This window comes from Pseudomonas fluorescens (genome assembly GCF_002022275.1).
In the GTDB taxonomy this organism is placed as follows: Bacteria; Pseudomonadota; Gammaproteobacteria; order Pseudomonadales; family Pseudomonadaceae; genus Aquipseudomonas; species Aquipseudomonas fluorescens_AJ.
Map to the genome: position 1 here is coordinate 20,565 of NZ_MSDF01000053.1, position 25,245 is coordinate 45,809.

The following is a 25,245-nucleotide window of genomic DNA, read 5'->3' on the forward strand; positions in this document are numbered from 1 at the left end:
CAGACTCAAGGCTCATTGATTATCTGCAGACTGGAGGAATGACCATGTCCAATTCACTCGCCCTGCCAGAAGTGTTTCACTTTGAAGGCCAGGCCGTGCGCTGGGGCCGTCTCGGCAATGCCGGCCCTGCGCTTGTGATGGTTCACGGCACGCCGTTTTCGTCCCACGTCTGGCGACGTATCGCGCCGTTAGTTGCCACGCATTATCAGGTGTTCTATTTCGATTTGTTGGGCTATGGCCAATCGGAACAGGCCGAAGGCCAGGACGTTTCGCTGGGCGTTCAGAACCGTTTGCTCGCTGCGTTGCTCACGCATTGGGGCCTGGAGCAACCCCATGTACTCGCCCACGATTTTGGCGGTGCCACCGCCCTGCGCGCACATTTGCTCGACCAGGCGGCCTACGCCAGTCTCACCTTGATCGACCCGGTGGCGATTGCGCCGTGGGGCTCGCCGTTGATCAAACATGTGCGCCATCACGAGCAAGCGTTCAGCGGCGCACCGGCGTATGTCCACGATGCGATTGTCAACGCGTATATCCGCGGCGCGGTGTTCCGGCCGATGCACCCCGATGACTTGCAAGCCTATGTCACGCCGTGGACGGGTGACGTCGGGCAAGCCGCGTTCTACCGCCAGATCGCGCAGATGGATCAGCAATTCACGGATGACATCGAACCGCAGTTTGACCAGATAAAATGCCCCGTCATGTTGCTGTGGGGCGAGGAAGATCAGTGGATCCCGGTTGAACAAGGCGACGAACTGGCGCGCAGGCTTCCCGGCGTCAAGTACGTGCGAGTACCTGCGGCCGGGCACCTGGTTCAGGAAGACGCGCCGGAAGTGATCGTGGCGCATCTGCTGGACTTCTTGCGGGTCAACTGTCGATAACCCGCTGCAAATGAATCGCCAGCTCCGTCGCAAAGCGGCGCTCTGGCGTTTCCACATCAATCCCGAACAGCTCCTGAATCCGCGCGAGCCGATAGCGCAGCGTGGTCACGTGCACGCCCATCGCGTCGGCGCAAGCCTGGCTGCGGCAGCTTTCGCGCAGGTAGGCGGTGAGGGTTTCCAGGTAAGGGGTCTGGTGTTTGCGGTCGTGCGCAAGCATCGCGCCGACGCTTTCGTTGACGAAGGTGCGGATATCTTCACCGCCGACCGCGGCGACGAACATCGGAATGGGGCCGAAGTCCTGGTCGGAAATCGGCCCGCTGCGGCCAAACGAACGGGCGATTTCGATCAGGCGGCGGCAGCGCTCCCAGGCGCCGGGATAGTCACTTAGCGCGTGGCACACGCCGCTGGCCAACAGAATCGGCTCGGCGCCCAGGTAATGCGCCAGGTCATCGGCGATTTGGCGCTTGACCTTGGCACGCCGCTCGCGGCCCTTTTCACCCTCGGCGGGCAGCAGGCACACCAGGCCGTTATCGACGCCTATTACCGTGGCCGGGATCGACGCCCGCGTAAGGATGCGCGCAACGTTGTGGTGCAGGTTTTTGGCTTCGCGGGCCTTGGCGCCGTAGTCAATGATGATCATCTGCTGCGCACTGTTAAAGCTGATGCCCAGGCGCTGGGCGCGTTGCTGGATGTCATCGGCGTCGCGCCAGCGGCCTTCGAGCACCTCGAAGAGCAGCTCGGTCTGGGTGCGGGTCTCGAAGCGAAAGCGGATAAAACTGCGCATCATCTGCACGCTCAGGGCGAACTTGGCGCTTTCGAGCATCAGCAGGTCCAGCTCGTTGACCGGCGCCGCCACCGGGAACAGCACCAGCGCGCCGACCAGCTCATGGTCGACCATCAGCGGTTCGATCTGCGCCCGCAGGGTGAATTGGCGGTGACCGTCGTCGAGAAACAGGTTCACGGTGTTGCGCAGCGCACTGCGCAGGCTGTCTTGCGCAGTCTTGGTGATTTGTACGCTGAGCACACCGGCGGCGGCGGCCTGCCAGGCAGCGTCATCAAACAGCGCCGTATCCGGCGAGCGCCCCGCCACCACCTGGTTGGCGGTGAAATCCACTGCGATCACCGGGTTGGGCAGCTGGTTGCCGACCATCAGCGAGAGCGACGTCACCGAGCCACCGCCTAACACGTGTTCCAGCATCGACGTATGCACATGCAGCGCCTGCTGCATGCGTTCGGCGGCGCGGCGTTCGGCTTCCAGCTGGCGCTGGCGTTCCACGGCGATAGCGCCGAGGTGGATGATCATGCCGAGGAATACGCGGTCTTCTTCGGACACGTCCATCAGCGTGCGCGAGATCACACTGAGCACCATGGGCCGGCCATCGAAGTCGGTGCAGTTCATTGGCATCACCATCACCGTGCGGTAATCGCGCTCCACCGATTCGCGGCGATAGCCCGGGTACTCGCAATCGCGCACGTCGCGGATGAACACCGGCTCGTTGCGCTGCAGCGCGGTCATCACCGGGCTCGACGACAGCTCCCAGCTGTCCACCAGCGGGCGCTGCACCAGCGTGGGGTCGTGCCGGGCGATGACGTGGCCGAAACCCGCCTCCATGTCGATGGCCATGATCGAGCTCATGGTCCAGTGGGTGTGGCGGCAACTGGCGTACACCAGTTGGTGCAGCATCGACTGCAGGTCGCCGCCGGAGTTGATCTGGCTGGCCACATCGCGCAGCGACAGGATCTGCATTTCTCGATTCAAGGCGCTCACCCGAACGTGTGGTTCACGGCAGTCAAAGTGCCTGCCCGGCCCGCCTGATACTTGCTCTGCTTACGAGCAATGTCCAGTGCATTTATGCGCCGAAACGAAGGAAGACGGGTTTTGCCTTCTCTCATAGCCTTGGGTCAAACCAACAGCCACAAGGGCGACACCTCATCATGAATCTGGACAATCTGGGCGTCAGGAAATACTGCACCTTTATCGAAGAAACCTTTATCGAAGGGGGCAAGGACGCCGGCAAGCCCATCACGCTGATCGTGGTGGCCGCCATCCTGAAAAACCCGTGGGCGGGCCAGGGTTTTGTTGAAAACCTGCGGCCCGAAATCCTGCGCCTGGCGCCGGGCCTGGGCTATGAAATGACGCGTCGCCTGATCGCCCTGATGCCCGGTGGCAAGGTCGAAGCGTTTGGCAAGGCCGCTGCCGTCGGCGTCAACGGGGAAATCGAACACGCCTCGGGCCTGATCCACACGCTGCGCTTCGGCAACCTGTTCCGCGAAGCCGTGGAAGGCACCGCCTACCTGAGCTTCACCAACACCCGCAACGCACCGGGCGCCCTGCTCGCCTTGCCGATGGTGCACAAAAGTGAAACCGGCAAGCGCTCGCACTTTCTCACCGCCAATTTCCAGGTGGCCGACGCCCCGGGCCCCGATGAAGTGCTGATTGCCATCGGCGCCTCCGATGGCTCCCGCGCCCACCCGCGTATCGCCGACCGTTACCAGGACATGGCGGAGATGGAAGCCGAGCAAACCAAAAACTGAACCCTTGTGGCGAGCGGGGCTTGTTGTGGCGAGCGGGCTTGCCCCGCGTTGGAGTGCGCAGCGCTCCCGCTTTTTCTGGGGCCGCTGCGCAGCCCAACGCGGGGCAAGCCCGCTCGCCACAACAAGAAGCCGGGTTGCCACAGGGTTAGTACGAAACGCAGCAAAACTTCCAGCGCAATTGCAGGTTTTAGACGCAAGCCCACGGTTCCCCTTCCTCGTAGGCTTGCCACACACCCCCACAACAGGAGTACTCCGATGCCGAGTTCCGAGACCAACGCCAACGTTGCAGCCGTCGACCCGGGCGCCTTGCGTCAGGCCTTCGGCACTTTCGTGACCGGCGTGACCGTGATCACCACCCACGATGCCGACGGCCACCCACGGGGCATGACCGCCAACTCGTTTACCTCGGTTTCCCTCGACCCGCCGCTGCTGCTGGTGTGCGTCGGGAAATCTGCCGCCAGCCACGGCGCTTTCGCGGTGAGCGAACACTTTGCCGTCAACTTGCTGCATGAAGGGCAAGTCGATGTGTCCGGCACCTTTGCCTCCAAGTCGCCGGACAAGTTTCACACCGTCAACCACGACACCGTGCACACCGGCGCACCGATTCTCACCGACAGCCTGACCTGGTTCGACTGCACCGTGGAGCAGCGCATCGACGCCGGCGACCACCTGGTGCTGATCGGCCAGGTCCGCGCGTTCGGTACCAGCCCCAAGCTGCCACTGGTGTTCTGCCGGGGGCGCTACGCAAATATTCAGGACCCGCTGCCGGCCAGTTGGCTGGACTCGCACAAGATGATCATCGGTTACCTGATCGAAACCGACGGCGCGATTCTGTTCCGCGCCGACGGCAAGGGTGGCTGGACGCTACCGGTGGCCGGCAAGCGCAAAGGCTTTATCGATGCGGGCGCCAGCGCCCTGCCGGTAGAGCTGGAGTCGACCTTTCTCTATTCGGTGTTTGACGTGGACGACACCGACCCCGGTTTTCTGATCTACCGCGCCAGGCTCGGCGCGCTGGACGCTGAGCTGCCCGACACCTTGCGCTTTTTCCCGCTGGACGACTTGCCGATTGAGCTGATGCCCGTCAACGAACTGCGTTCGGTGGTGCGCCGCTATGCCCGCGAACGCGAGAACCAGCAGTTCGGCATCTACACCGGCTCTGCCGCGAGCGGTCGCATCGCGATGCTCGAAAACGCCCCGCTTTGATCCGCACACACAGGACATTTGCATGAAAACCACGGTCAGCGCCCTTGAGGGCCAACGTCTCAACCTGTTTATCGACGGCCGCTTCGAAGTGCCCGCCAGCGACACCTATGTCGACAGTTTCGACCCCACCACGGGCAAATCCTGGTACCAGTTCCCCCAAGGCGATGCCAGCGATGTCGCCCGCGCAGTCGCCTCGGCCAAGCGCACCTTTCATGACCCGCAGTGGCGCAACATGACGCCCACCGCGCGCGGCAAATTGCTCTACCGACTGGCGCAACTGGTGGCCGAACACGCCGAAGAACTTGCGCTGCTGGAAACCCGCGACAACGGCAAGCTGCTGCGCGAGATGAGCGCACAAATGAGCGCCCTGCCCGACGCCTACATCTACTTCGCCGGCATGGCCGACAAGCTGCAAGGCGACGTGATTCCGGTCAACAAGCTTAACCAGCTTAACTACAGCAGCCGTGAGCCGCTGGGCGTGGTCGGCATGATCACTCCGTGGAACTCACCGTTGATGCTGCTCACCGGCACCCTCGCGCCGTGCCTGGCCATTGGCAATACCGTGGTGATCAAGCCGTCGGAACATGCCAGCGCCTCGACCCTCGCCTTGGCCGAACTGATCATCGAAGCCGGCTTTCCGGCAGGCGTGGTCAACGTGGTCACCGGCAATGGCGCCGTGACCGGTGATGCGCTGACCCGTCACCCGGACATTGCCAAATACGTGTTCACCGGCAGCACCGACACCGGTCGCCGTATTGCCGGCAACGCCGCGAATAACCTGGTGCCGTGCCAGATGGAACTGGGCGGTAAATCGCCCCATGTGGTGTTTGCCGATGTCGATATCGACAAGGCCGTGAATGGCGTGGTGTCGGGGATTTTCGCCGCCGCCGGGCAAAGTTGCGTGGCCGGTTCGCGTTGTTTTGTCGAAGCCTCGATCTACGACCAATTCGTTGAAGCGCTGGTGGCGCGCACGCAAAAGATCACCGTCGGCCACCCGATGGAAGCGAACACCGACATTGGCCCGCTGGCACTGCAAGCCCAATTGCAAAAGATCGAAGGCTATATCGCCAGCGGCATGCAACAAGGCGCCCAGGCGGCCATCGGCGGCAAACGCCCGAGCGCCGCACACTTGAGCGAAGGCTGGTATTTCGAACCCACGGTAATGGCAAACGCCAGCAACGACATGCCGTTCATGCGCGACGAGCTGTTCGGGCCGGTGGTCGGCGTAATGCCGTTCAACTCCGAAGAACAGATGATCAGCCTGGCCAATGACACCTCCTACGGCCTCGCCTCGGGCATCTGGACCCAGAACATCGACCGCGCGCTGCGCTTTGCCAACCGCATCGACGCCGGCACGGTCTGGATCAACACCTACCGCAGCTCGGCCTACATGTCGGCCAACGGCGGCTTCAAACACAGCGGCTACGGGCGACGCGGCGGCTTTGACGTGATGCGCGAGTTCTCCCGCGCCAAGAACGTGGTCATCGACTACTCCGGCGAGATGCAGGACCCGTTCGTGATTCGCCTGCGCTGATTATAAAAAGGAGCCTCACATGAAATTTGCCGTATCCCTGAGCATGGAACGTTTCTCCCCGGACGTACCGATGCAGACCGTCATGGCCAACCTGCTGGAGCTGGCGAAGATCGCCGACGAAGGCGGCTTTGAAACCCTGTGGACGTCCGAGCATCACACCCTGGAATGCACCATCGCGCCCAACCCGTTCCAGACCCTGACCTGGCTCGGCCAGCACACCGAGCGCATCCGCCTGGGCACCGCGACCCTTGCGGCGGCCTATTGGCACCCGATCCGCCTGGCCGGTGAAGCGGCGCTGTGTGATCACTTGACCAACGGCCGCCTGGAATTCGGCATCGCCCGTGGTTCTTATCAGTACGAATTCGACCGCATGACCCCCGGCCTGCAGCAGCAGGAAGGCGTGGGCTACATGAAAGAGCTGGTGCCGGCGGTGCAGAAACTCTGGTCCGGCGACTACGCGCACGACGGCCACTACTGGAAATTTCCGCTGACCGCTGCGGTGCCCAAGCCGCTGCAGAAAGATCACCCGCGTATCTGGGTGGCCGCACGCGACCCGGGAACATTCGATTGGGCGGTGGGCATTGGCGCCAACATCCTCTCCACCCCGCTCTCCCTGCCCGCCGCAGAAATTGCCGTGCTCGGCGAGAAATTCAACAAGGCCGTGGCCGACAACCCCCACGTGCCGCGCCCACGCTTCATGATGCAACGCCGTACCTGCGTATACGCCAACCCCGAAGACTGGCAAGTGCCGGTGCAACACAGCATGGATTTTGGCCGCGCGTTCGAAAACCTGATGCAGAACGCGGGCACCGTGCACAACGGTTTCCCCGAGCCAGTGCCTTTTGAAGCGGTGCGCGGCAAGGAGAACTACAACCCGGAAAACATCCGTCGCAACCTGATGTTCGGCACCCCGGACGAGATCATCGCCAAGCTTCTCGACTATGAAGCCGCCGGTGTGGACCAGTATTGCCTGGGCCTGACCTTCAACCTGCCGTTTGAATTGCAAAAGCAGACCCTGCGCCTGTTTATCGATGAAGTGATGCCGGTATTTGCTGAACGCGAGCGCGCCAAACGCCGCGATGCGGTCGCGGGGTAAACCATGGGCGACTCAAGACAGCTCAGCGTGGCGAATGTCACGCTCAACTACCGACTCGACGGGCATGGCCCCCGGCCGCTGGTGTGCATCCACGGCGTGGGCTCCAGCCTGGAGGCCTGGGCCGAGGTGGTGCAGGGTTTGAAGGATGACTTCACGGTGCTGACCTTTGACCTGCGTGGCCATGGCCAGTCTTCACGCACGCCGGGGCGTTATGAGATCGATCATCTGGTCGGCGAAGCCCTGGCACTGGCGGAACACGTGGGCTTCAACCGGTTTGACCTGGCGGGGTTTTCGTTGGGCGGTTTGATCGCTCAGCGTTTGGCCTTGACCCACCCGGACCGCGTGCGGCGGCTGGTGTTGCTCTCGACCGTGGCCGGGCGCACTGCCGATGAGCGTGAGCGCGTCAACGCCCGTCTCGTCGCCCTACAGGCCGGTGAGCCAGTGGCGCATTACGAAGCGTCACTTGCACGCTGGTTGACCGAAGCGTTCCAGGCGCAAAACCCGCAGGCCGTGTTGCGTTTGCGTCAACTGAATGCCGCCAACGATCCAGGCTGTTATGCAGCGGCCTATCGCGTGCTGGCCGAGTCGGATTTCGGCGAGCAACTCGGCCAGATCCGCTGCCCGACGCTGATCGCCACCGGCGCCGACGACCTCGGCTCCAACCCGCGCATGGCGGCGTTTATGCACGCGCAGATTCAAGGCTCAAGCCTGCATATCCTGCCGGGACTGCGCCACTGCATTCTGATCGAGGCGCCGCAGCAGGTTGCGGCGCTGATCCGCGATTTCCTCACCGATTCGGAGACTCACCATGGATAAGTTATTGCAGGCCGAGGGCGAAAGCGTGCGCCGCCAGGTGCTGGGAGACGCCTACGTCGACCAGGCGCTGGGGCGGGCCGACGCCTTTTCACAGCCCTTCCAGGACGTGCTGAATGAATACTGCTGGGGCATGGTCTGGACCGACGACGCCCTGGACCTCAAGCAACGCAGCCTGCTCAACCTCGGCATGCTCGCCGCACTGGGGCGCATGGATGAATTCGGCGTGCATTTTTGCGGCGCCCTCCGCAATGGCTTGACTGACGCAGAACTGCGCGCCGCGCTGGTGCAAATCGCGGTGTATTGCGGCATTCCGGCAGGCGTCGAAGCCTTCCGCGTGGCGCGCAAGGCACGTGAAAACATGCCGCCGATGGATGCGCCTACCGGCTGACGCCCAACCCTTGCACCCGCTACAAGCTCATGCTGTAACTGCTGTGCCCGACAACAAGAAATTTTTGCGTTGCACCCTTGCGACTGCACCACCGACGGACCTTTGACTGCCAGTAGCCAAAAATTTCTCTTGATGAAATTTCCGCAGATAGCAAAACAACAATTGGAGGCAATGGGTGAGCGAACGACTGAAGATCGAGAACCTGTACAAAGTGTTCTCTTCGACGCCTGACCGAGCCATGCAGCTCTTGACCGCCGGCGCCAGCAAAGACCGGATTCTGGCCGAGACCGCCACGGTGGTCGGCCTGAATAATGTGTCGCTGTCGATTCCCAGCGGTGCGATCTACATGATCATGGGCCTTTCCGGCTCGGGTAAATCCACGTTGGCGCGGTGTATCAACCGCCTGAATGAACCCACCGCAGGCAAGATCCTGCTGGACGGCAAGGACCTCGTCACCCTCAACGAAAACGAGCTGCGCGACGTGCGCCGCACGCGGATTTCGATGGTGTTCCAGCACTTCGCCCTGCTGCCGAACAAGACCGTGATCGAGAACACCGAGTTCGGCCTCAAACTGCGCGGCGTGCCCGCCGCCGAGCGGCGCAAGCGTGCCCTCGAAGTATTGGCGGTGGTCGGTTTGGCCAAGTGGGCTGACCACCATCCTCACGAGCTGTCCGGCGGCATGCGCCAGCGTGTCGGTTTGGCCCGTGCGCTGACCACCGACGCCGACGTGCTGATCATGGACGAGGCCTTCAGCGCCCTCGACCCGTTGATCCGCACTGAGATGCAGGATGAATTGCTGCGCCTGCAACGCACGCTGAAAAAAACCATCCTGTTTATCACCCACGACTTCCAGGAAGCCCTGAAGCTGGGCACGCGCATCGCGATCATGGCCGACGGCCAAGTGGTGCGCGAAGGCACGCCCCAGGAAATTGTCGCCGATCCGGGCAGTGATTACGTGGCCGGGTTTACCCGTGAGGTCGACCGCTCGCGGCTGTTCGATGCGCGCTCGATCATGCAGCCCGCCGGCACTCTGCTGGTACAGGGCGACACCCGCGTGGTCGGCAATGAAAGCGCCAATGCCTTTGTGCTCAACACCGCCGGTAAAGCCGTGGGCGTACTCGATTCCGGCGCCTTGCTCGCCGTTGGCGCCGGCGGTGACGCCTTGCAACGATTGTCGCCGCAGTTCGTCAGCGTGCCGGCCCACGCCAAGCTGGTGGAGGTGGCACGCCTGCTCAAACCTGGCCATCCAGTGGCGGTGGTCGATGCGGACGGCGTGTTTATCGGCACGCTGAACAGCGCGCACATCCTCGACTGCATCGCCAGCGTCCCGCCCCCTCGCCCTGCCATTTCGGAGGTTGCACACCATGCTTAAGTCAGAAGACCTCGCTGTATTGCCCGTGGACCAATGGATTAGCGGCGGCGTGGAGTGGATCGGCATTCACCTGCGCCCGGTCTTCCAGGCAATTCGCTGGCCGGTGGAGCACTTGCTGGGCTTCAGCGACACGGTGACCCACGCCATTCCATTTCCGGTGATGGTGGTGTTGATGTTCCTCATCGCCTACCGCGCCGCCACCCTTGGCGTCGCCATTTTCAGCGCTGTGGCGCTGGTGGTGATTGCCGCGCTGGGGGTGTGGGACGAAGCCATGACCACCCTGTCGCTGATCACCACCGCGATTGTGATCTGCATGGTCATCGGCATTCCGGTGGGCGTGTGGTGCGCACGCAGTGAACGGGTGTGGGGCGTAATGCGGCCGATCCTCGACATCATGCAAACCACGCCGACGTTCGTGTACCTGGTGCCGGTGGTGATGCTGTTTGGCGTGGGTACCGTGTCGGGCGAAGTGGCGGTGGTGATCTCGGCGTGCCCGCCACTGATTCGCTTTACTTACCTTGGCATCCGCATGGTCGAAACCGAACTGGTGGAAGCCGGCCTGGCCTTTGGTGCCGACCGCAAGCAGTTGCTCTGGGAGATCCAGTTGCCCCTCGCCATCCCGACCATTCTTGGCGGCCTTAACCAGACGGTGCTCACCGCCATGGTGATGTCGGTGGTCGTCGCCATGATCGGCGCCGAAGGCTTGGGCCTCGTGGTGTTGCAGGGCTTGGGACGCATGGACGTAGGCCGCGCGGCCGTCGGCGGGATCGCCATTGTGCTGCTGGCAATGATGCTGGATCGCATCACCCAGAACCTCGCGCAACCTACGCCCGGCAAACGCAAATCGTTGTTCAAGCGGCTGTTCACCTTTCGGGCGGTCAGCGCATAACAAGAAATCATGACGTCGGTTTTTGACTGCCAACCCTTAACCATAACGAGAAAAACAACGAGGAAATCATGATGCGTGCATTCAACGCCTTGCTCGGACTTGCAGCAGTGTTGTACCTGGGGAGCACTTCGGTCATGGCCGAAGACTTGCCTGGCAATGGCAAGACCATCCGTTTCGTGCAGTCGGAAAGTACCGGTGGCAACTACGTCATCACCAAGATCGCGATCGAGGCCGCCAAGCGCCTGGGGTATGCGAGCAAGTTGAGCACCGTCAACACCACGCTGTTCTTTCCGGCAGCGGCCCAGGGCGACCTGGACCTGTCGATGGACGTGACCTTGCCTCAGCTGCAACCCAGCTTCGACAAGGTCAAGGACCGCACCGAAGTGGTCGGCGGCGGCTCCATCACCGGCGCAGGTTATAACGGCTACATGATCGACAAGAAAACCGCCGACGCGTACCACATCACCAGCCTTGAGCAACTGAAAGACCCGAAAATCGCCGGGCTGTTCGGCAAGGACGGCAAGGCTGACCTGATCAGCTGCGACCCGGGTTGGGGTTGCGGTGACGTGGTGGATTACCAGCTCGACAAATTCGGCTTGAAAGCCACCGTCAACCCGGTGCGCGGCAAATATGAGGCGCTGATGTTTGAAAACGTCGCGCGTCTCAAACGTGGCGAGCCGGTGTTTTTCTATGCCTGGGCGCCGTCGTGGATGACCAATACCATGGTCCCGGGCAAGGACGTGGTGTGGCTGCCGACGCCGTTTGATGCGCTGCCGGGCAACGTGCCCAGCACTGTTTCCGCACTGACCCCGGGCGTGGAAGGCTGCGCCGGTGGCGCCGATCCGTGCCGCATGGCGATGGCGGCGTGGAACTGGTACGCCATCGGCAACAAGCAATTTATCGCGGCTAACCCGGCGGTGAAAAAACTGGTCGAGCAAATGACCTTCCCCCAGTCCACGTGGAGCTATTGGGAAAAAACCATCAGCCAGGGCGGTTCCAGCGAGCGCAACATTCGCAAGCTGGCGGATGGCTGGATGACCGAAAACAAGGCGACCTTCGATGGCTGGGTGGCCAGCGCAAAAACCGCCCAGTAGCCCGCGCAGGAACCGCTCTCTGTGGGAGCCGGGCTTGCCCGCGATGGCATCACCTCAGTGCAACAGATACACCGAGGTGCCTGCATCGCGGGCAAGCCCGGCTCCCACAGGGAGGGCTCCCACAGAAATCACTGTACGGGGCCCTGCAATCAGAAAAAACCCACTGCCACACCCCCGCCAAACCCGCGTTTTCTCACACCGCTGTGCCCTAGCATGACTGCACTCAGACGATTGGGAGTGACCACCATGACCTACAAACACCCACTGCTGTTCAAGGCGCTGTGCTATGTCGACGGCCATTGGGTCCACAGCGACAGCGCCAGCTCTATCGCCGTGCACAACCCGGCGACACAGGACGTGATCGGCCACGTGCCGATGCTTGAACAACCGCAGATTACTGCCGCCGTGGATGCCGCACATCGCGCCTTCCCCGCATGGCGCGAACAGAGCCTTGAAGCCCGCGCGACGATTCTGAAACGCTGGGCCACATTGATCCTGGAACACCAGGAAGACCTGGCTCGCATCCTGAGCCTTGAGCAAGGCAAATCCCTGGCCGAATCCCGTGGCGAAATCGCCTATGCCGCAAGCTTTATCCCCTGGTTTGCCGAAGAAGCCCGGCGCCTGTATGGCCAGAATATTCCCAGCCACATCCCGGGCGCACACCTGGGCACGATCAAGGAACCGGTAGGCGTTTGCGCGCTGCTCACGCCGTGGAATTTCCCCTCGGCCATGATCACTCGCAAAGCCGCGGCCGCGCTGGCTGCCGGTTGTACCGTGGTGGTCAAACCCGCGCATGAAACGCCCTACTCCGCGTTTGCCCTCGCGCAACTCGCCGAAGAAGCCGGCTTCCCGGCCGGGGTCTTCAACGTGGTGCTCGGCGAAGCGCAAATGACCATGCAAACCCTGGTGCAGGACAGCCGCGTGCGCTCGGTGAGCTTCACCGGTTCGACGCGCGTGGGCAAGCTGGTGCTGCAAGCCGCCGCCCATGATGTGAAGAAGGTGTCGCTGGAACTGGGCGGCAACGCGCCGTTCATTGTGTGTGCCGACGCCGACCTGGGCCTGGCGGTGAATGTCGCCGTGCAAGCCAAATTCCAGACCTCGGGCCAGGATTGCTGCGCCGCCAACCGCATCCTCGTGGACCGCTCGATTTACCCGGCTTTCCTCACACGCTTCGCCGCCGCCGTGCGTGAGCTGCGCGTCGGCCCGGCGCTGATCGGCAACAGGGAACAAGCCGTCGACATCGGGCCGCTGATGCATCAGGCCGCCTTCGATGTCACCGCCGAGCGCGTCGAGGACGCCTTGCAACGGGGCGCGCAGCGCCTGGTCGGCGGTGAAGCCCACGCCCTCGGTGGCCTGTTCTACCAGCCCACGGTGCTGGCCGACGTCACCCCGGAGATGCGCATCTACCGCGAAGAAAACTTCGCGCCGATTGCGGGTGTGATGCCTTTCGACACGCTGGAACAGGCCATCGCCCTGGCCAACGACACCGAATACGGTTTGGCCGCCTACGTTTGTTCCAATCGCCTGGACCTGATCTACCCGCTGATCCGCCGCCTCGACCACGCAATGATTGCGGTCAACGGCGTGAAATTCACCGGCCACCCGATTCCCTTCGGCGGCATGAAAGCCTCGGGGCTGGGCCGTGAAGGCGGCGCCGAGGGCTTCGAAGCCTTTGTCGAAACCAAATACTTTTGCCTGCACCACCAAGGACAATTCAAAGGAGACTCGCTATGAACCACGAACTCGACAGCCTGTTCGAACAGGACCGCGCGCACTTCATGCACCCGTCCACCCATGCCCACGATCACGCCAGCGGCGCGCTGAAAGGCCGCATTATCAAGAGCGCTTCGGGCATTCGCATACGCGACCATGAAGGCCGTGAGTTTATCGACGCCTTTGCCGGGCTGTATTGCGTGAACATCGGCTATGGCCGCACCGAAGTGGCGGACGCGATCTACAAGCAGGCCAAGGAGCTTGCTTATTATCACACCTACGTCGGCCACTCGACCGAGGCGATCATCGAGCTGTCGAGCCGCATCATGGGCTGGGCGCCGGAGGGCATGAAAAAGGTCTATTACGGCCTGTCGGGCTCCGACGCCAACGAAACCCAGATCAAGCTGGTGCGCTACTACAACAACGTACTGGGGCGCCCGCAGAAGAAGAAAATCATCTCGCGCGACCGTGGTTACCACGGCTCGGGCATCATGACCGGCAGCCTTACCGGCCTTGCCGCGTTCCACCAGCATTTCGACCTGCCGGAACACGGCATCAAACACACGGTGTGCCCACATTGGTACCGCAAGGCCCCGGCAGGCATGGATGAGGCGGCATTCGTGCGTTACTGCGCCGACGAGCTGGAAAAAATGATCCTCGCCGAAGGCCCCGACACCGTGGCGGCGTTTATCGGCGAACCGGTGATGGGCACCGGCGGCATCGTGGTGCCGCCGGCCGGTTATTGGGCGGCGATTCATGCGGTGCTGAACAAATACGACGTGCTGCTGATTGCCGATGAGGTGGTCTGCGCGTTTGGCCGTCTGGGTTCAAAAATGGGCAGCCAACGTTACGGCATGCGCCCGGACCTGATCACCACGGCCAAGGGTTTGACCAGTGCCTACGCGCCTTTGTCGGCCGTCATCATCGGCGAGAAAGTCTGGGACGTGATCGAAAAAGCCTCCGCCACCGACGGCGCCATGGGCCACGGCTGGACCTATTCCGGGCATCCGATCTGCGCAGCGGCGGCGCTGGCCAACCTGGACATTCTGGAACGCGAAAACCTCACCGAAAATGCCGAACGCGTCGGCGCCTACCTCAACCGTCGCCTGCGCGAAACCCTCGAAGGCCACCCGCTGGTGGGCGAAGTGCGTGGCGACGGCATGCTCGCCGCCGTGGAGTTCATGGCCGACCGCGAACAGCGCACGCCCTTCGACGCCGCACTGAAAGTCGGCCCGAAAGTGTCGGCGGCGTGCCTGGAGCGCGGCATGATCGCCCGCGCCATGCCCCACGGTGACATCCTCGGCTTTGCCCCGCCGCTGATTCTGACCCGAGAAGAGGCCGACCTGATCGTCGACATCACCCGAGGCGCGATTGACGAGGTAGCCAGCGAAATCCTCGGCTAACGCACTTCCCCTGTGGGAGCTGGCTTGCCTGCGAAAGCGGTGGCATTGCCAATAGAGATATCGCCCATGCCGCCGCCATCGCAGCCTCGCCAGGGCTCGACAGCTCCCACAGGGGATTGGTGGTGTTTGGGAAACCAGCGTCATCGCGTCGGACACGTGTTCGCCGGCGACGAAGATCAAAGGTGGGAGCTGGCTTGCCTGCGAAAGCGGCGACATTGCCAATAGAGATATCGCCCATGCCGCCGCCATCGCAGCCTCGCCGGGGCTCGACAGCTTCCACGGTTGGTGGCCTGATACTTACTTGCCCGTTTCAGAGTTTGCCTGCGATGCACAAGCTTGACCGCTATGACCTGAACATTTTGCGCATCCTTTCCGAGGATGGGCGCATCACCAAATCCAGCCTAGCCGAGGCGATCAACCTGTCAGTCACGCCGGCTTGGGAACGGGTGCGCAAGCTCGAAAGCGCAGGCCTGGTGAAGGGTTATCGCGCCGTCATCGACTGGAATCAGGTCTTCAAAAGCCAGCAACTGCTGGTGGAAATCACCCTGGCTCGCCACACCGCCCAGGACATGCGCCGCTTTGAACAGCGCATGGCTGAGGCGCCGGAAGTGGAGTTCTGCTACGCCACCGGCGGCGGCGTGGATTACATCGCGATGATTCGCGCGGCGGATATCGACGGGTACCAGCGCTTTATCGATCAGTTACTGATGGAGGATTTGGCCATTGAACGCTACTTCACCTACATCGTGACCAAAACCATCAAGACGCCCGGGGCGGTGCCTGCCCAAGCAGCAGACACGGCCCAGGCATTTCCTTAGGACGGCCGGTGTTCCCGATCGCCCTGCTCCACCAACGCGCGCCATGTCTGAACACTGGCGCGCTCATTCATCCGTGCATGCCATTCGAGCAGCGCCGCGCATTCCTCCGGCACCGGCAGCTTCACCAGCGCGGCGAAAATCAGGCCGCCGAGCAACGCAATGTCAGCCATTGAAAAGTCATCGCCTGCAACAAACGGCCGGGTTTTGAGCAGGCCATCGAAATAACGCATGCCGCGTATCGCCTTGTCGCCCATGCGCTGGCCCCATTCGGCGTTCTGGTACAGCTCCACCTTAGGCCCCAGGCCGGGTGTGGCGTGATGGAAATACACGCTGACCGCGTCCATCAATTCCAGCTCTGCGCGACGGGTCATCATATGGATAACGCCCTGCTCGACCGGTTTTTTTCCGGTGAGGGTCGGGTGGCCGTCCAGGGCATCCAGGTATTGGGTGATGGCAGTGCACTCGGCGATCAGCGTGCCGTCCTGCAGTTGCAGCACAGGCAACGTGCCGGAGTAGTTCAGAGCCAGAAATGCCGGCTGTTTGTGCTTGCCTTCCCATAGGTTGATCGACACAAATTCGGTGTTTGCCAGCAGGCCTTTCTCGGCCAGCGCGATACGCACCCGCGCCGGATACGGGCCGTTGTACCAGTCGTATATTTTCAGCAAGGGCGCTTTGGATGCATCGGACTGCGTGTGTTGAAGTATCATGATTTAATCGCCTACCTGTCAGTTGGTAGGTGAAGATTGAGGGCATTATTCGGGCTTGTCAACAACTACCTACCAGTTGGCAGGTAAGCGGGTATGGGCGTAGAATCTGCGCACGCGCTTGAATAAACGAGGAACACACACGTGAGCGAAAACGCCCGGGAAGCCATTCTGGAAGCCGCCAAAGCGGCCGGCCAGCATTACGGCTACAGCGGAATCAACTTTCGCAGCATCGGCGAGGCGGTGGGGATCAAGAACGCGAGTATCTACTACCACTTCCCGAGCAAGGCCGACCTCGGCGCAGCCGTTGCCAGGCGCTATTGGGAAGATGCTGCCGGGGTTCTTGAGACGATTCGACAAGACAACCCGGACCCGCTGCAGTGCTTGCGGCTCTATCCGGGCGTCTTTCGCAACTCCCTCGAGAACAACAACCGGCTGTGCCTGGCCAGCTTTATGGCGGCCGAATACCAGGACCTGCCCGAGCCGGTGAAGCGCGAGGTGCTGGCGTTTGCCGATATCAACGTGGCGTGGCTCGCGGCACTGCTCACCGACATGAACGTGGGCAGTGCCGAGGTGTGCCAGCGCCGCGCCCGCGCGATCTACACCGCCATCGCCGGCGCGCAGTTGATCGCCCGCACGCGCGCCGACATGAGCCTGTATGACGAACTGGTGCAGAGCTATCAGGACGCGGGGCTTATTCCGGCATGACGGCGGGGAGGCCTACTTGCGACAAGTAGCCCTCCAACCGTTCGATCTCGTGGGAGGCGACGATCGCGCCGATGTAGCCATCCGGGCGAACCAACACCGCGTCACCCGCCGCCAGTGCATAGGCGCGCAGAAACTGCCCCAGGTCGTCGATCACGTCGCCTTGCGGGCCGACGTGATGGATCTGCAACCCAGGCCGAGGCGTTACCGCGCAAGGCGTAGCGCCGTAACCCAACAGCGTCCAATGCGCGCCCCGGAACAGCTCGAACAAACGCCACGAGGCCCCGGAAGCACCGCGCAGCCTGGCATCGGGCGCTCGGGCGCCAGCACACACCACGCCGTCACGCGCCGGTTGTGCCAGGGCGATGGACGATTGCGGGTAGCCAACATCCAGCTGAAACACTTCCTTGCCCCGGCGCATATCGCCGCGTTTCGCGTTATCCAGCAGTTTGCTCGCCAAGCCAAGCACCGACGCCGCCACCGGGCGGCGCTCTTCTTCATAACTGTCGAGCAACGCCTGTGGCGCACCGCCCGCCACTGCGGCGAGTTTCCAGCCAAGGTTGTAGGCGTCCTGCACGCTGGTGTTCAGCCCCTGGCCGCCCGTGGGCGGGTGAATATGCGCGGCGTCTCCCACCAGAAACACCTGCCCGACGCGATACGTGTCGGCCAGCCGTGCGTTCATGCTGTAGGCCGACGCCCAGGAAACCGCATGCACCTGAATGTCATCGCGCCCGGTGCGCTGGGCCACCATCGCCGCCAACCCCTCGACGCTGAGGTCGACGTCGGCGTCCAAGGGCACCGGCCCCTGAATCTGGAACAGCCCGGTGCGCGCCAGTGGGCAAATCATGATCTGACGCTGACTGTCGCCTTCGCCGAAGCGGTGCCAGTAGTCCGCGCAAAGACCGGACAACTGCACATCCGCCACCAAGGCGCGCACGCCGAGGGTTTTGCCGGGAAAGCCGATAGCCAGCGCATGCCGCACAAAACTGCGGCCGCCATCCGCGCCCACCAACCAGCGTGCCCGCAGGTTTTGCGGGCCGTCGCCGCTGATCAATTGCACGCTGACGCCGTCGGCGTCGTGCTGGAAGCCAACCAGTTCACAGCCGAACACTGGCCGATGGCCCAACTCCAGCAAACGCTCGCGCAGCACCTGCTCAGTCAGAAACTGCGGCACCATCAATGGATGCGAGTAAGGCTCGGACGACGTTGCGGCAGTTTGCTCGATGGAATCGGCATCAATGTAACTGCCATCGTCGCGGTAGCGCCGCTCAGTCGGATAGACTCCACCCACTGCAAAAAGGCGGTCGAGTACACCCAGGTCTTCGAAAATTTCCTGGGACCTGGGCTGAATACCTTTGCCACGGGAACCATGGAAAGGCTGGTGATTTTTCTCGATCAGACGAAAGCGCACGCCGCGTCTGGCCAGGTCAATCGCCAGGGTCAAGCCGGCCGCACCGGCACCACAAATCAGAACATCGACAGCGCATTGCTCGTTCATCTGGATCACCTATATGTGCAATACGCACATATTAAGAGGAAGACAAACAGTGTCAAGAAAAAGCGTGCAAAACGCACATATGAGCGCTCAGCTGCGTGACTTGCATGGGTCGCTGGTTGAGATTGTCGGGGTGATGAACCGCCCGCAGCGCGACGAAGCAATGGTGCGCGAGGCCGGGATAGCCCTGGACCGCGCGCTGTTTCCGCTGCTGGTGCTGGTTGAACGGCTGGGGCCGATCGGGGTAGTCGAGCTGGCGGACCGCGTGGGTCGCGATTACACCACGGTCAGCCGGCAGGTCGCAAAACTCGAAACCCTCGACCTGATATCGCGCCAGGAAAGCGCAGCGGACCGCCGGGTGCGCGAGTCGGTCATCACCGAAAAAGGCAAGGTCATGACCGACCGGGTCGATGCGGCACGCGAACGCATTGGCGTGTCGATCTTCTCCACCTGGGACGAAGGTGACTTCGACAACCTGGTGCGTTTGATGCGCAAATTTGCCGAGGAGATCAAGGACGATTCTATCCGCGCCACCCAAGACCTGCGCTGAAAGGCGCAGCGCTGATCAGCGGCTCAGCAGCCCGGCCAACACCTCGTTGAACGCTACACCGCCGGTACGCGGAACGCCTTCAAAGCAAATCCAGCCCTGATTGAAGCCGTCCAGCATCTGCATGCGCGGCACAGGGTTGTGCATGCCCTGGGCGCGGAACAGGTCTTCCCAGGTGTCGCGCGGCACCGCTTGCATGCGCACGGGATGACCGAGCAGGTCAGCGAAGGCCTGGGCGATGCTGTTCGGGGTCACCGCCTCGGCGCCTTGCAGCTCGACGATGCGCTTGCCCTGCCAGGTTTCCCGCAGCAGTTCAGCGGCCGTACGGCCCACGTCAGCCGTGGCGATCATCGGCACGGGTTTGTCGAAGGGTTGCAGGAAGCTTGGAATGACACCGGTTTTGGCGGCCTCGATATCCCACTGATGATTTTCCATGAACCACGCCGGACGCAGGAACGTGACGGGCAGGTCGAGGCCTTTCAGGCTCTGCTCCAGCAGCTGCAACTGGTTCAGCAGGTTCGGCTGGCTGGCCTGGGCGCCGATGGTGGAAATGCACACCACGCGGCCTGGACAGCTTGCGGCCAGCGCTTGATGGATATTGGCGATGATTTCGCGGGTCTGCGGGAAGCCTTCAACCGGGTCGAAGTTCGGCGGCAGCAGAATAAACACGCCAGTGCTGTTGTTGAACGCGGCGGTCAGTGAGTGCACGTCGCCGGCGTCGGCTACCGCCACCTCACACCCTCGTGCAGCCCAGGGCGCGCCTTTGTCTGCATCACGCACCACCGCACGCACTTGCTCGCCTGCTGCGAGCAATGCCTGAGCGACAGCTGCGCCTACTTGCCCGGTAACGCCCATGATCGTGTACATCTTCAAACCCCTGTGTGTTGGCAACCGGTTGTCGCCGTGGACAAAGTATTGCGCCACCGGGCCAGGCAGAGCGATAGCGTGGCGCTCACCACGTTAATGACCCAAAGTCATTAATGACCTCAAAACTTTAGCCCACATGGCCTTTATTGATGCTTTCTTGTCACGAGAGCACTGACAGCCGCGATGTTCGAAAAGGCTTCAGCACTGGCTATCCTCGCCGCGTCTTTAAGCCGTTTCGCGAGGTGTGCTTCATGTCGTCCCCTTCCCTGTCAGCACCGCTCACGGTGTTGCTGGCATTTGCCTGTGCGCTGATCACGGCGGGCAGTTATTTCGCGCAACCGCTGGGAGGCGTGATCGGGCTGTCGATCGGCCTGCCCGCCTGGGCCTGCGGGTTGCCGGTGACGCTCAGCCAGATCGGCTATTGCCTCGGGCTGTTGCTGGTCGCGCCGTTGGGTGATCGCCTGGAGAATCGTCGGCTGTTGATGGTCACGCTGGCGGTCGCCGCCGTGGCGCTGATCGGCGCCGGGTTGGCCGCCAGTGCTACAGCCTTCCTGCTGGCTTGCCTGTGCATCGGTGGCGCGGCGATTTCCGTGCAATCCATTGTGGTACTGGCGGCGTCGATGGTCTCGGCAGACCGGCGAGGTGTGACCGTTGGCCGAGTCACCGCCGGGTTGCTGCTGGGTATTCTGTTGGCGTGGCCGGTGGCAAGCATGGTGAATCAGGCCGTGGGCTGGCGCACATTGTTTATCGCCGACGGGCTGTTGATCGGCCTGCTGGCATTGACGCTGCGCGCGGTTCTGGCGCCAAGGCAGCCCGCGGCGGGCGTGAGTTACCCGGCGCTGATCGCATCATTGTGGCCTCTGTGGCGGGCGCATTCGGAACTGCGTTGGCGCGCCCTCTGCCAGGCGCTGTTATTTGCAGTGTTCAGCCTGTTCTGGGTCACCGCGCCGCACGTCCTGCAAACCCGTCATGGTCTCAGCGGCACGGCGCTGGCAGCTTTTGGTCTGGTGGGTGTCGGCGGCGCCTTGGCCGCGCCGTTGGCGGGTTGGCTGGCAGACCGCGGCGCCGCACGCCAAACCGCGTTGACCGGCAGCCTGTTGGTCGCCGCGAGTTGCCTGGGCTGGGCCCTGCTGGACTCGCTGGAGATGTTGAGGGTCTGCGCGTTCTGCATCAGCGCCGGGGTACAGGCCTGCCATGTGATCTCGCAACGGCGGGTCATGACCCTCGACAGCCGAGCAGCCAACCGGTTGAACAGCCTGTACATCGCCACGTTTTTTATCGGTGGCGCGGTCGGTTCAGCCAGTGCCTCACCGCTGTTTTTCAGCGGCGAGTACCTGCCCGGCGTCGCAGGCACGGGCGCAGCGCTGTTGGCGTGGGGTGGTTTGGTGCGCCTTGAACTGCGCGCTACCAGGGTAACGTCAGCCCTTGGCGATCGGTAAACCGCAGGCCGGGTTTACCCGCGTGCCCTTCCACGGTTTCCACCACCAAGGGAATGCTTTCACTGATCTCCAGTAACGCACCGGGCCCGCCCATCTCGGTGCGCACCCAGCCTGGGGCAACCAGCAGATAAGCCAGAGAATCCTTCTGATGACGCAGGTAAAACGCCTTCATCAGCATGTTCAGCGCCGCCTTGCTGGCGCTATACAGTTCCCAGACGCCACGGTTGTCGGCGATGCTGCCCAGCTCCGAGGACATCACCGCCACCACGCCATCGCGCTCGACATTGGCATGCAACACTTCCACCGCGCGCATCGGGCTCAGCGCGTTGGTCAGCAGCATTTCGACAAAGTCACGCTCATCGACCTGCAGCGTGGTCAGCTCATTGGCCTTGCACACACCTGCGTTGATAAATAGCGTGTTCAAACGCGTCGCCGCCAGTCGCCCGTGCAGTGCACGCACCGAGGCCAGGTCGGTGATGTCGACGCGCTCAAGGGTCAGTAGCTCGGGGTAACGGCTCTTCAGGTCAACGAGCAGCGGGGAATCGCTGCGCGAGGTCGCGATCACGTGGTAACCGCGAGCGCAATATTCCTCAGCCAGGGCCAGGCCCAGCCCACGGGACGCACCGAGGATCAAACAGGTTTTTTTGCTCATGGTGTAGCTCCAAAGCAGGTGATAGACAGGCCGGCAGTGGAGCATTGCGCCTCGCGCACCATCAATATCGCGCGTGTCACGGGGCCTGTGACTCAAGGTCATGGATCGAATGGCCATTCCCCGCTATCGCTTGTCGGTTTGCCGCTATATCCCGCCATTACGACGCCGCCAGACTGACGCCATTGAGCCAGTGGAGCCCTACCGTGGAAAGTCGTCAGCCGATTGATAAGCGCGCCGCCGTGATGATGATCATGGTGTGTGCCATTTGGGGCCTGCAACAGGTGGCGATCAAAGTGGCCGCCGAGGCTGTTTCGCCGATGCTGCAAATCGCCCTGCGCTCCGGGATCGCTGCGGTGATGGTCGGCCTGTTGCTACTGCTGCGCCGCTACCGTACGAAATGCCGTGTGGAGACTTGGCGCGGCGGCATCATCGTCGGCGTGCTGTTCGCCGCCGAATACCTCGCGGTGTCAGTGGGGCTGGGCTACACCTCGGCGGCGCACATGGTGATTTTCCTCTATACCGCGCCCGTATTCGCCGCCATCGGCCTGCATTTTCGGTTCCCCGGCGAGCGCCTGAGCCGCGTGCAATGGACGGGCATTCTGCTCGCGTTTATCGGCATCGCCGTGGCCTTTTATACGCCAGGAAAGCCCGGCGACGGCTGGGTTACACCGCAGCGCATGGGCGATGCGTTGGGCGTGCTCGGCGCCATCGCCTGGGGCGCGACGACGGTGAGTATTCGCTGTTCCAAATTGGCAGAAGCACCGGCGCCGCTGACCCTGTTTTACCAACTGGCCGGCGCCTGCCTGATCCTCGGAATCGTGGCCGTGGTGACCGGGCAAAACCGGCTCCACCTCTCGGGCATCGCATTCGCCAGCCTGACGTTCCAGACGGTGGTGTTCTCTTTCCTTAGCCTGCTGGTATGGTTCTGGCTGCTCGGCCGTTACCTGGGTTCGCGACTGGGCGTGTTGTCGTTCCTTACGCCGCTGTTTGGCGTGGGGTTCGGCGTGTGGCTGCTGGGTGATCCGCTGGAGGCGCCTTTTGTGCTGGGAGCGCTGCTGGTGCTGGTCGGCATTGCAGTGGTCAGCGGGCAGGATCTGTTGCGTGCGCGCAGCGTCGCACCGAACACGCAAAACCCAGCGAAAACACCGCCGATTCCACGTGCCCCGCGTGCGCAATGCCGCTGAACCATTGGGGTGTTGGGTGCGTCAGCCGCAGTGGCTGTGGAAGTCAGCGATCTGCTGCCACATGGCGACCGGGTTGGAGTACATCGGGAAATGCCCGCACGCGGCGATCGGCGCCAGGCGCACGCCGTGAGCCTGAATGTGCGGCAGGTAGGACAGTGAAGCGTTTTGTTCGCCATACATGAACATCTTCGGGCACGGCAGCCCGAGGAATTTGCCCATCAGGTCGGCGTGGTCGGACAGCTCGACCATCGACTGGAAAATCCCGCGCACCGCACCGGCCCGCACCTTGTGCCGCAGGCTGGCCGAATACAGCGCGCTGGCATACGCCGGTGCGTGGCGGGTGCGGTCGATAAAGGCGCTGAAAAATGCGTCGGGATCATCTGCGGGAAAATCCACAATCTGGCGGCTGAGGAAGCAGTCCTCGGGAGCGATATTGCCTTCGATATCGGTAAAGCTCAGCACCCGGCCAGGAAAACGATGGGCGAGCATCAAGGCGGTTAACCCGCCCATGGAGTGGCCGACGAGGTGGAAGCGCTGGATGTCGAAATGTTCCAGCATTTGCAACGCGGTCTCCAACAGGAAGGGAATACCGATTTTCGACAAATCGGCACATTGGCTTTCACCACAGCCGGGCGCGTCATAGGCGACAAAAGCATGCCCGTCGAACGCCGGGTGCAGGACGATATCGGCGTAGTCTTCCTTGGTTGAACCGAACCCGTGCAGGAACACGATAGGCGCACGCTCGCCGCTGCGATGCAGCGCGGCAATGTCCAGCGCAACGCCGTCGACCGTCAACGGCACAGCGGTGTGAACAAACGACATGGTGGGGCTCCTCAAACAGTCAGGCCGCCAATGTCAGGGGTTTGCAGCCTTCTGTAAATAACGGATAACGGAATGCTTTCATACGCCAATCGTATGAGCCTGAAACTGCGCGACCAGCTCCGTCACCAACGGGTTGGGCCGCTCGCTGTTCCAGGCGACTGCCGTGGTCACCACCTTCAGCTTTTGCGTCAGCGCACGCAGCACCACATTATCCGGCGCGAGTTTCTTCAACGAGGCGGGCACCAACGCAATGCCCTGGCCGCAGCTGACAAAGGCGATCTGCGAGGCCACCGAGCGCACTTCATGCAGCACCCGAGGCGAAAACCCGCTGGCGCGGCACGTAGCGATCAGGTTGTCGAAATACACCGGGCTGACCTTGCGCGAAAACATTACCAATGGCTCGCTGGCCAGGCTCGACAGGCTGATGCGCGTGCGCGCCGCCAGCGGATGATTGCTCGGCAAGGCCACCATAAGGCGGTCTTCGAGCAGTGGCAGCGACTGAATCGCCGGGCCGAGGTCGCCATCGAGCCGCGCGAACGCCAGGTCGATATCCCCGGCTTCCAGCGCCGGTACCGCCTCAACGCTGTCGATTTCACGCACCGAGACCGTCAGATGCGGGTACTGCTGTTTGAGCTGGTCAATCAGGCCGGGCAGCACGTCAAACATCGCCGTGGAAATCGCGCCGATGGTCAGCATGCCCGATTGCCCCGCCACCGCCTCCTCCACCGCCAATTCCAGGCGCTCCAGCTGCTCGGCGAACTTGCGCACCGCCGGCAGGATCGCCGCGCCCACCGGCGTCAACTTGGCGCCGCGCCGGGAGCGTTCGAACAGCGTGACCTTGAGCGCCTGCTCCAGCACCTGGATCTGCTCGCTCAACGGCGGCTGCGACATGCCCAAGCGCTTGGCAGCGCGGCCGAAGTTCTGCTCTTCGGCGACGGCGAGGAACAGCCAGAGGTGGCGAATCAGGCGAAAGTTGATCATGGGGCATCCATAGGCTTGGCGTATGTAACGGGAGTTTGAGTGCCAATATACCTATGTATTCAGGGCTCAGGAACTGATCGCGACGCTATCGAGGCAAACGGGCCTAT

General features: G+C 62.5%; 24 protein-coding genes. 17 read left to right on the top strand and 7 right to left on the bottom strand.

Translation table 11 applies throughout. The features are described from left to right. Positions 1-38: 38 nt before the first annotated feature. Complete coding sequence (locus BFW87_RS26955; protein WP_078742755.1) at positions 39-881, top strand: alpha/beta fold hydrolase; 843 nt, start codon at positions 39-41, stop codon at positions 879-881. Here the strand turns inward: BFW87_RS26955 and BFW87_RS26960 are convergent. Further along, positions 868-2,640, bottom strand: coding sequence for a helix-turn-helix domain-containing protein (locus BFW87_RS26960; RefSeq protein WP_439848404.1), 1,773 nt, complete (start codon positions 2,638-2,640; stop codon positions 868-870). The two genes, BFW87_RS26955 and BFW87_RS26960, sit on opposite strands and share 14 nt — an antisense overlap. Positions 2,641-2,816: 176 nt before the next feature. Between BFW87_RS26960 and BFW87_RS26965 the strand changes: the two genes are divergently transcribed. The 12 genes from BFW87_RS26965 to BFW87_RS27020 all read left to right on the top strand — a co-directional run bounded on the left by BFW87_RS26965 (position 2,817) and on the right by BFW87_RS27020 (position 15,742). Beyond that, positions 2,817-3,416: an amino acid synthesis family protein gene (locus BFW87_RS26965; protein ID WP_078742757.1), complete on the top strand. Its 600-nt coding sequence runs from the start codon at positions 2,817-2,819 to the stop codon at positions 3,414-3,416. A 255-nt stretch (positions 3,417-3,671) separates the two neighbouring features. After that, on the top strand, positions 3,672-4,619 hold the full coding sequence (locus BFW87_RS26970) for a flavin reductase family protein (protein WP_078742758.1): 948 nt from the start codon (positions 3,672-3,674) through the stop codon (positions 4,617-4,619). Between the two features lie 22 nt (positions 4,620-4,641). Then, positions 4,642-6,153 (top strand): aldehyde dehydrogenase, encoded by a 1,512-nt coding sequence (locus tag BFW87_RS26975; protein WP_078742759.1) that lies wholly within the window; start codon positions 4,642-4,644, stop codon positions 6,151-6,153. Positions 6,154-6,172: 19 nt separating this feature from the next. After that, positions 6,173-7,249 carry an LLM class flavin-dependent oxidoreductase gene (locus BFW87_RS26980; protein WP_078742760.1) on the top strand — a complete coding sequence of 359 codons (1,077 nt, stop codon included), beginning with the start codon at positions 6,173-6,175 and terminating at the stop codon, positions 7,247-7,249. A 3-nt stretch (positions 7,250-7,252) separates the two neighbouring features. Further along, the gene (locus BFW87_RS26985; protein WP_078742761.1) at positions 7,253-8,065 is read left to right on the top strand and encodes an alpha/beta fold hydrolase; all 813 of its coding nucleotides are present in this window, start codon (positions 7,253-7,255) and stop codon (positions 8,063-8,065) included. Continuing rightward, positions 8,058-8,453, top strand: coding sequence for a carboxymuconolactone decarboxylase family protein (locus tag BFW87_RS26990; RefSeq protein WP_078742762.1), 396 nt, complete (start codon positions 8,058-8,060; stop codon positions 8,451-8,453). The genes BFW87_RS26985 and BFW87_RS26990 overlap by 8 nt, the downstream gene beginning before the upstream one ends. 175 nt (positions 8,454-8,628) lie before the next feature. Continuing rightward, the gene (locus tag BFW87_RS26995; protein ID WP_176159837.1) at positions 8,629-9,825 is read left to right on the top strand and encodes a quaternary amine ABC transporter ATP-binding protein; all 1,197 of its coding nucleotides are present in this window, start codon (positions 8,629-8,631) and stop codon (positions 9,823-9,825) included. Continuing rightward, the gene (locus BFW87_RS27000; protein WP_078742763.1) at positions 9,818-10,714 is read left to right on the top strand and encodes an ABC transporter permease; all 897 of its coding nucleotides are present in this window, start codon (positions 9,818-9,820) and stop codon (positions 10,712-10,714) included. The genes BFW87_RS26995 and BFW87_RS27000 overlap by 8 nt, the downstream gene beginning before the upstream one ends. Before the next feature lie 68 nt (positions 10,715-10,782). Continuing rightward, positions 10,783-11,808: a glycine betaine/L-proline ABC transporter substrate-binding protein ProX gene (gene proX, locus BFW87_RS27005; RefSeq protein ID WP_078742764.1), complete on the top strand. Its 1,026-nt coding sequence runs from the start codon at positions 10,783-10,785 to the stop codon at positions 11,806-11,808. Positions 11,809-12,054: 246 nt separating this feature from the next. Beyond that, on the top strand, positions 12,055-13,542 hold the full coding sequence (locus BFW87_RS27010) for an NAD-dependent succinate-semialdehyde dehydrogenase (protein ID WP_078742765.1): 1,488 nt from the start codon (positions 12,055-12,057) through the stop codon (positions 13,540-13,542). Continuing rightward, positions 13,539-14,924, top strand: a complete 1,386-nt coding sequence (locus tag BFW87_RS27015; protein WP_078742766.1) for an aspartate aminotransferase family protein — start codon at positions 13,539-13,541, stop codon at positions 14,922-14,924. The genes BFW87_RS27010 and BFW87_RS27015 overlap by 4 nt, the downstream gene beginning before the upstream one ends. A 326-nt stretch (positions 14,925-15,250) precedes the next feature. Beyond that, on the top strand, positions 15,251-15,742 hold the full coding sequence (locus BFW87_RS27020) for an Lrp/AsnC family transcriptional regulator (RefSeq protein WP_078742767.1): 492 nt from the start codon (positions 15,251-15,253) through the stop codon (positions 15,740-15,742). On the opposite strand, the gene BFW87_RS27025 is transcribed toward BFW87_RS27020, so the two are convergent. Continuing rightward, positions 15,739-16,449: a glutathione S-transferase gene (locus tag BFW87_RS27025; protein ID WP_078742768.1), complete on the bottom strand. Its 711-nt coding sequence runs from the start codon at positions 16,447-16,449 to the stop codon at positions 15,739-15,741. The genes BFW87_RS27020 and BFW87_RS27025 overlap by 4 nt on opposite strands. A 141-nt stretch (positions 16,450-16,590) precedes the next feature. Here BFW87_RS27025 and BFW87_RS27030 point away from each other — a divergent pair, with 141 nt between their 5' ends. After that, positions 16,591-17,154, top strand: coding sequence for a TetR/AcrR family transcriptional regulator (locus tag BFW87_RS27030; RefSeq protein ID WP_078742769.1), 564 nt, complete (start codon positions 16,591-16,593; stop codon positions 17,152-17,154). Here the strand turns inward: BFW87_RS27030 and BFW87_RS27035 are convergent. Then, on the bottom strand, positions 17,141-18,649 hold the full coding sequence (locus tag BFW87_RS27035) for an FAD-dependent oxidoreductase (protein WP_078742770.1): 1,509 nt from the start codon (positions 18,647-18,649) through the stop codon (positions 17,141-17,143). The two genes, BFW87_RS27030 and BFW87_RS27035, sit on opposite strands and share 14 nt — an antisense overlap. Before the next feature lie 79 nt (positions 18,650-18,728). Between BFW87_RS27035 and BFW87_RS27040 the strand changes: the two genes are divergently transcribed. Next, positions 18,729-19,196: a MarR family winged helix-turn-helix transcriptional regulator gene (locus BFW87_RS27040; protein WP_254865960.1), complete on the top strand. Its 468-nt coding sequence runs from the start codon at positions 18,729-18,731 to the stop codon at positions 19,194-19,196. 15 nt (positions 19,197-19,211) lie between these two features. Here the strand turns inward: BFW87_RS27040 and BFW87_RS27045 are convergent, their stop codons facing one another. Then, positions 19,212-20,060: an NmrA family NAD(P)-binding protein gene (locus BFW87_RS27045; protein ID WP_078742772.1), complete on the bottom strand. Its 849-nt coding sequence runs from the start codon at positions 20,058-20,060 to the stop codon at positions 19,212-19,214. A gap of 251 nt (positions 20,061-20,311) precedes the next feature. Here BFW87_RS27045 and BFW87_RS27050 point away from each other — a divergent pair, with 251 nt between their 5' ends. Next, the gene (locus BFW87_RS27050; RefSeq protein ID WP_078742773.1) at positions 20,312-21,499 is read left to right on the top strand and encodes an MFS transporter; all 1,188 of its coding nucleotides are present in this window, start codon (positions 20,312-20,314) and stop codon (positions 21,497-21,499) included. Here the strand turns inward: BFW87_RS27050 and BFW87_RS27055 are convergent. Then, positions 21,465-22,151: an SDR family NAD(P)-dependent oxidoreductase gene (locus BFW87_RS27055; RefSeq protein ID WP_078742774.1), complete on the bottom strand. Its 687-nt coding sequence runs from the start codon at positions 22,149-22,151 to the stop codon at positions 21,465-21,467. The genes BFW87_RS27050 and BFW87_RS27055 overlap by 35 nt on opposite strands. A 203-nt stretch (positions 22,152-22,354) precedes the next feature. Between BFW87_RS27055 and BFW87_RS27060 the strand changes: the two genes are divergently transcribed. Further along, the gene (locus tag BFW87_RS27060; RefSeq protein WP_078742775.1) at positions 22,355-23,335 is read left to right on the top strand and encodes a DMT family transporter; all 981 of its coding nucleotides are present in this window, start codon (positions 22,355-22,357) and stop codon (positions 23,333-23,335) included. Between the two features lie 21 nt (positions 23,336-23,356). Here the strand turns inward: BFW87_RS27060 and BFW87_RS27065 are convergent, their stop codons facing one another. Together BFW87_RS27065 and BFW87_RS27070 are read right to left on the bottom strand one after the other, a co-directional pair. Continuing rightward, positions 23,357-24,157 carry an alpha/beta fold hydrolase gene (locus tag BFW87_RS27065; protein WP_078742776.1) on the bottom strand — a complete coding sequence of 267 codons (801 nt, stop codon included), beginning with the start codon at positions 24,155-24,157 and terminating at the stop codon, positions 23,357-23,359. Positions 24,158-24,235: 78 nt separating this feature from the next. Further along, positions 24,236-25,138, bottom strand: coding sequence for a LysR family transcriptional regulator (locus tag BFW87_RS27070; protein WP_078742777.1), 903 nt, complete (start codon positions 25,136-25,138; stop codon positions 24,236-24,238). Positions 25,139-25,245: the final 107 nt, after the last annotated feature.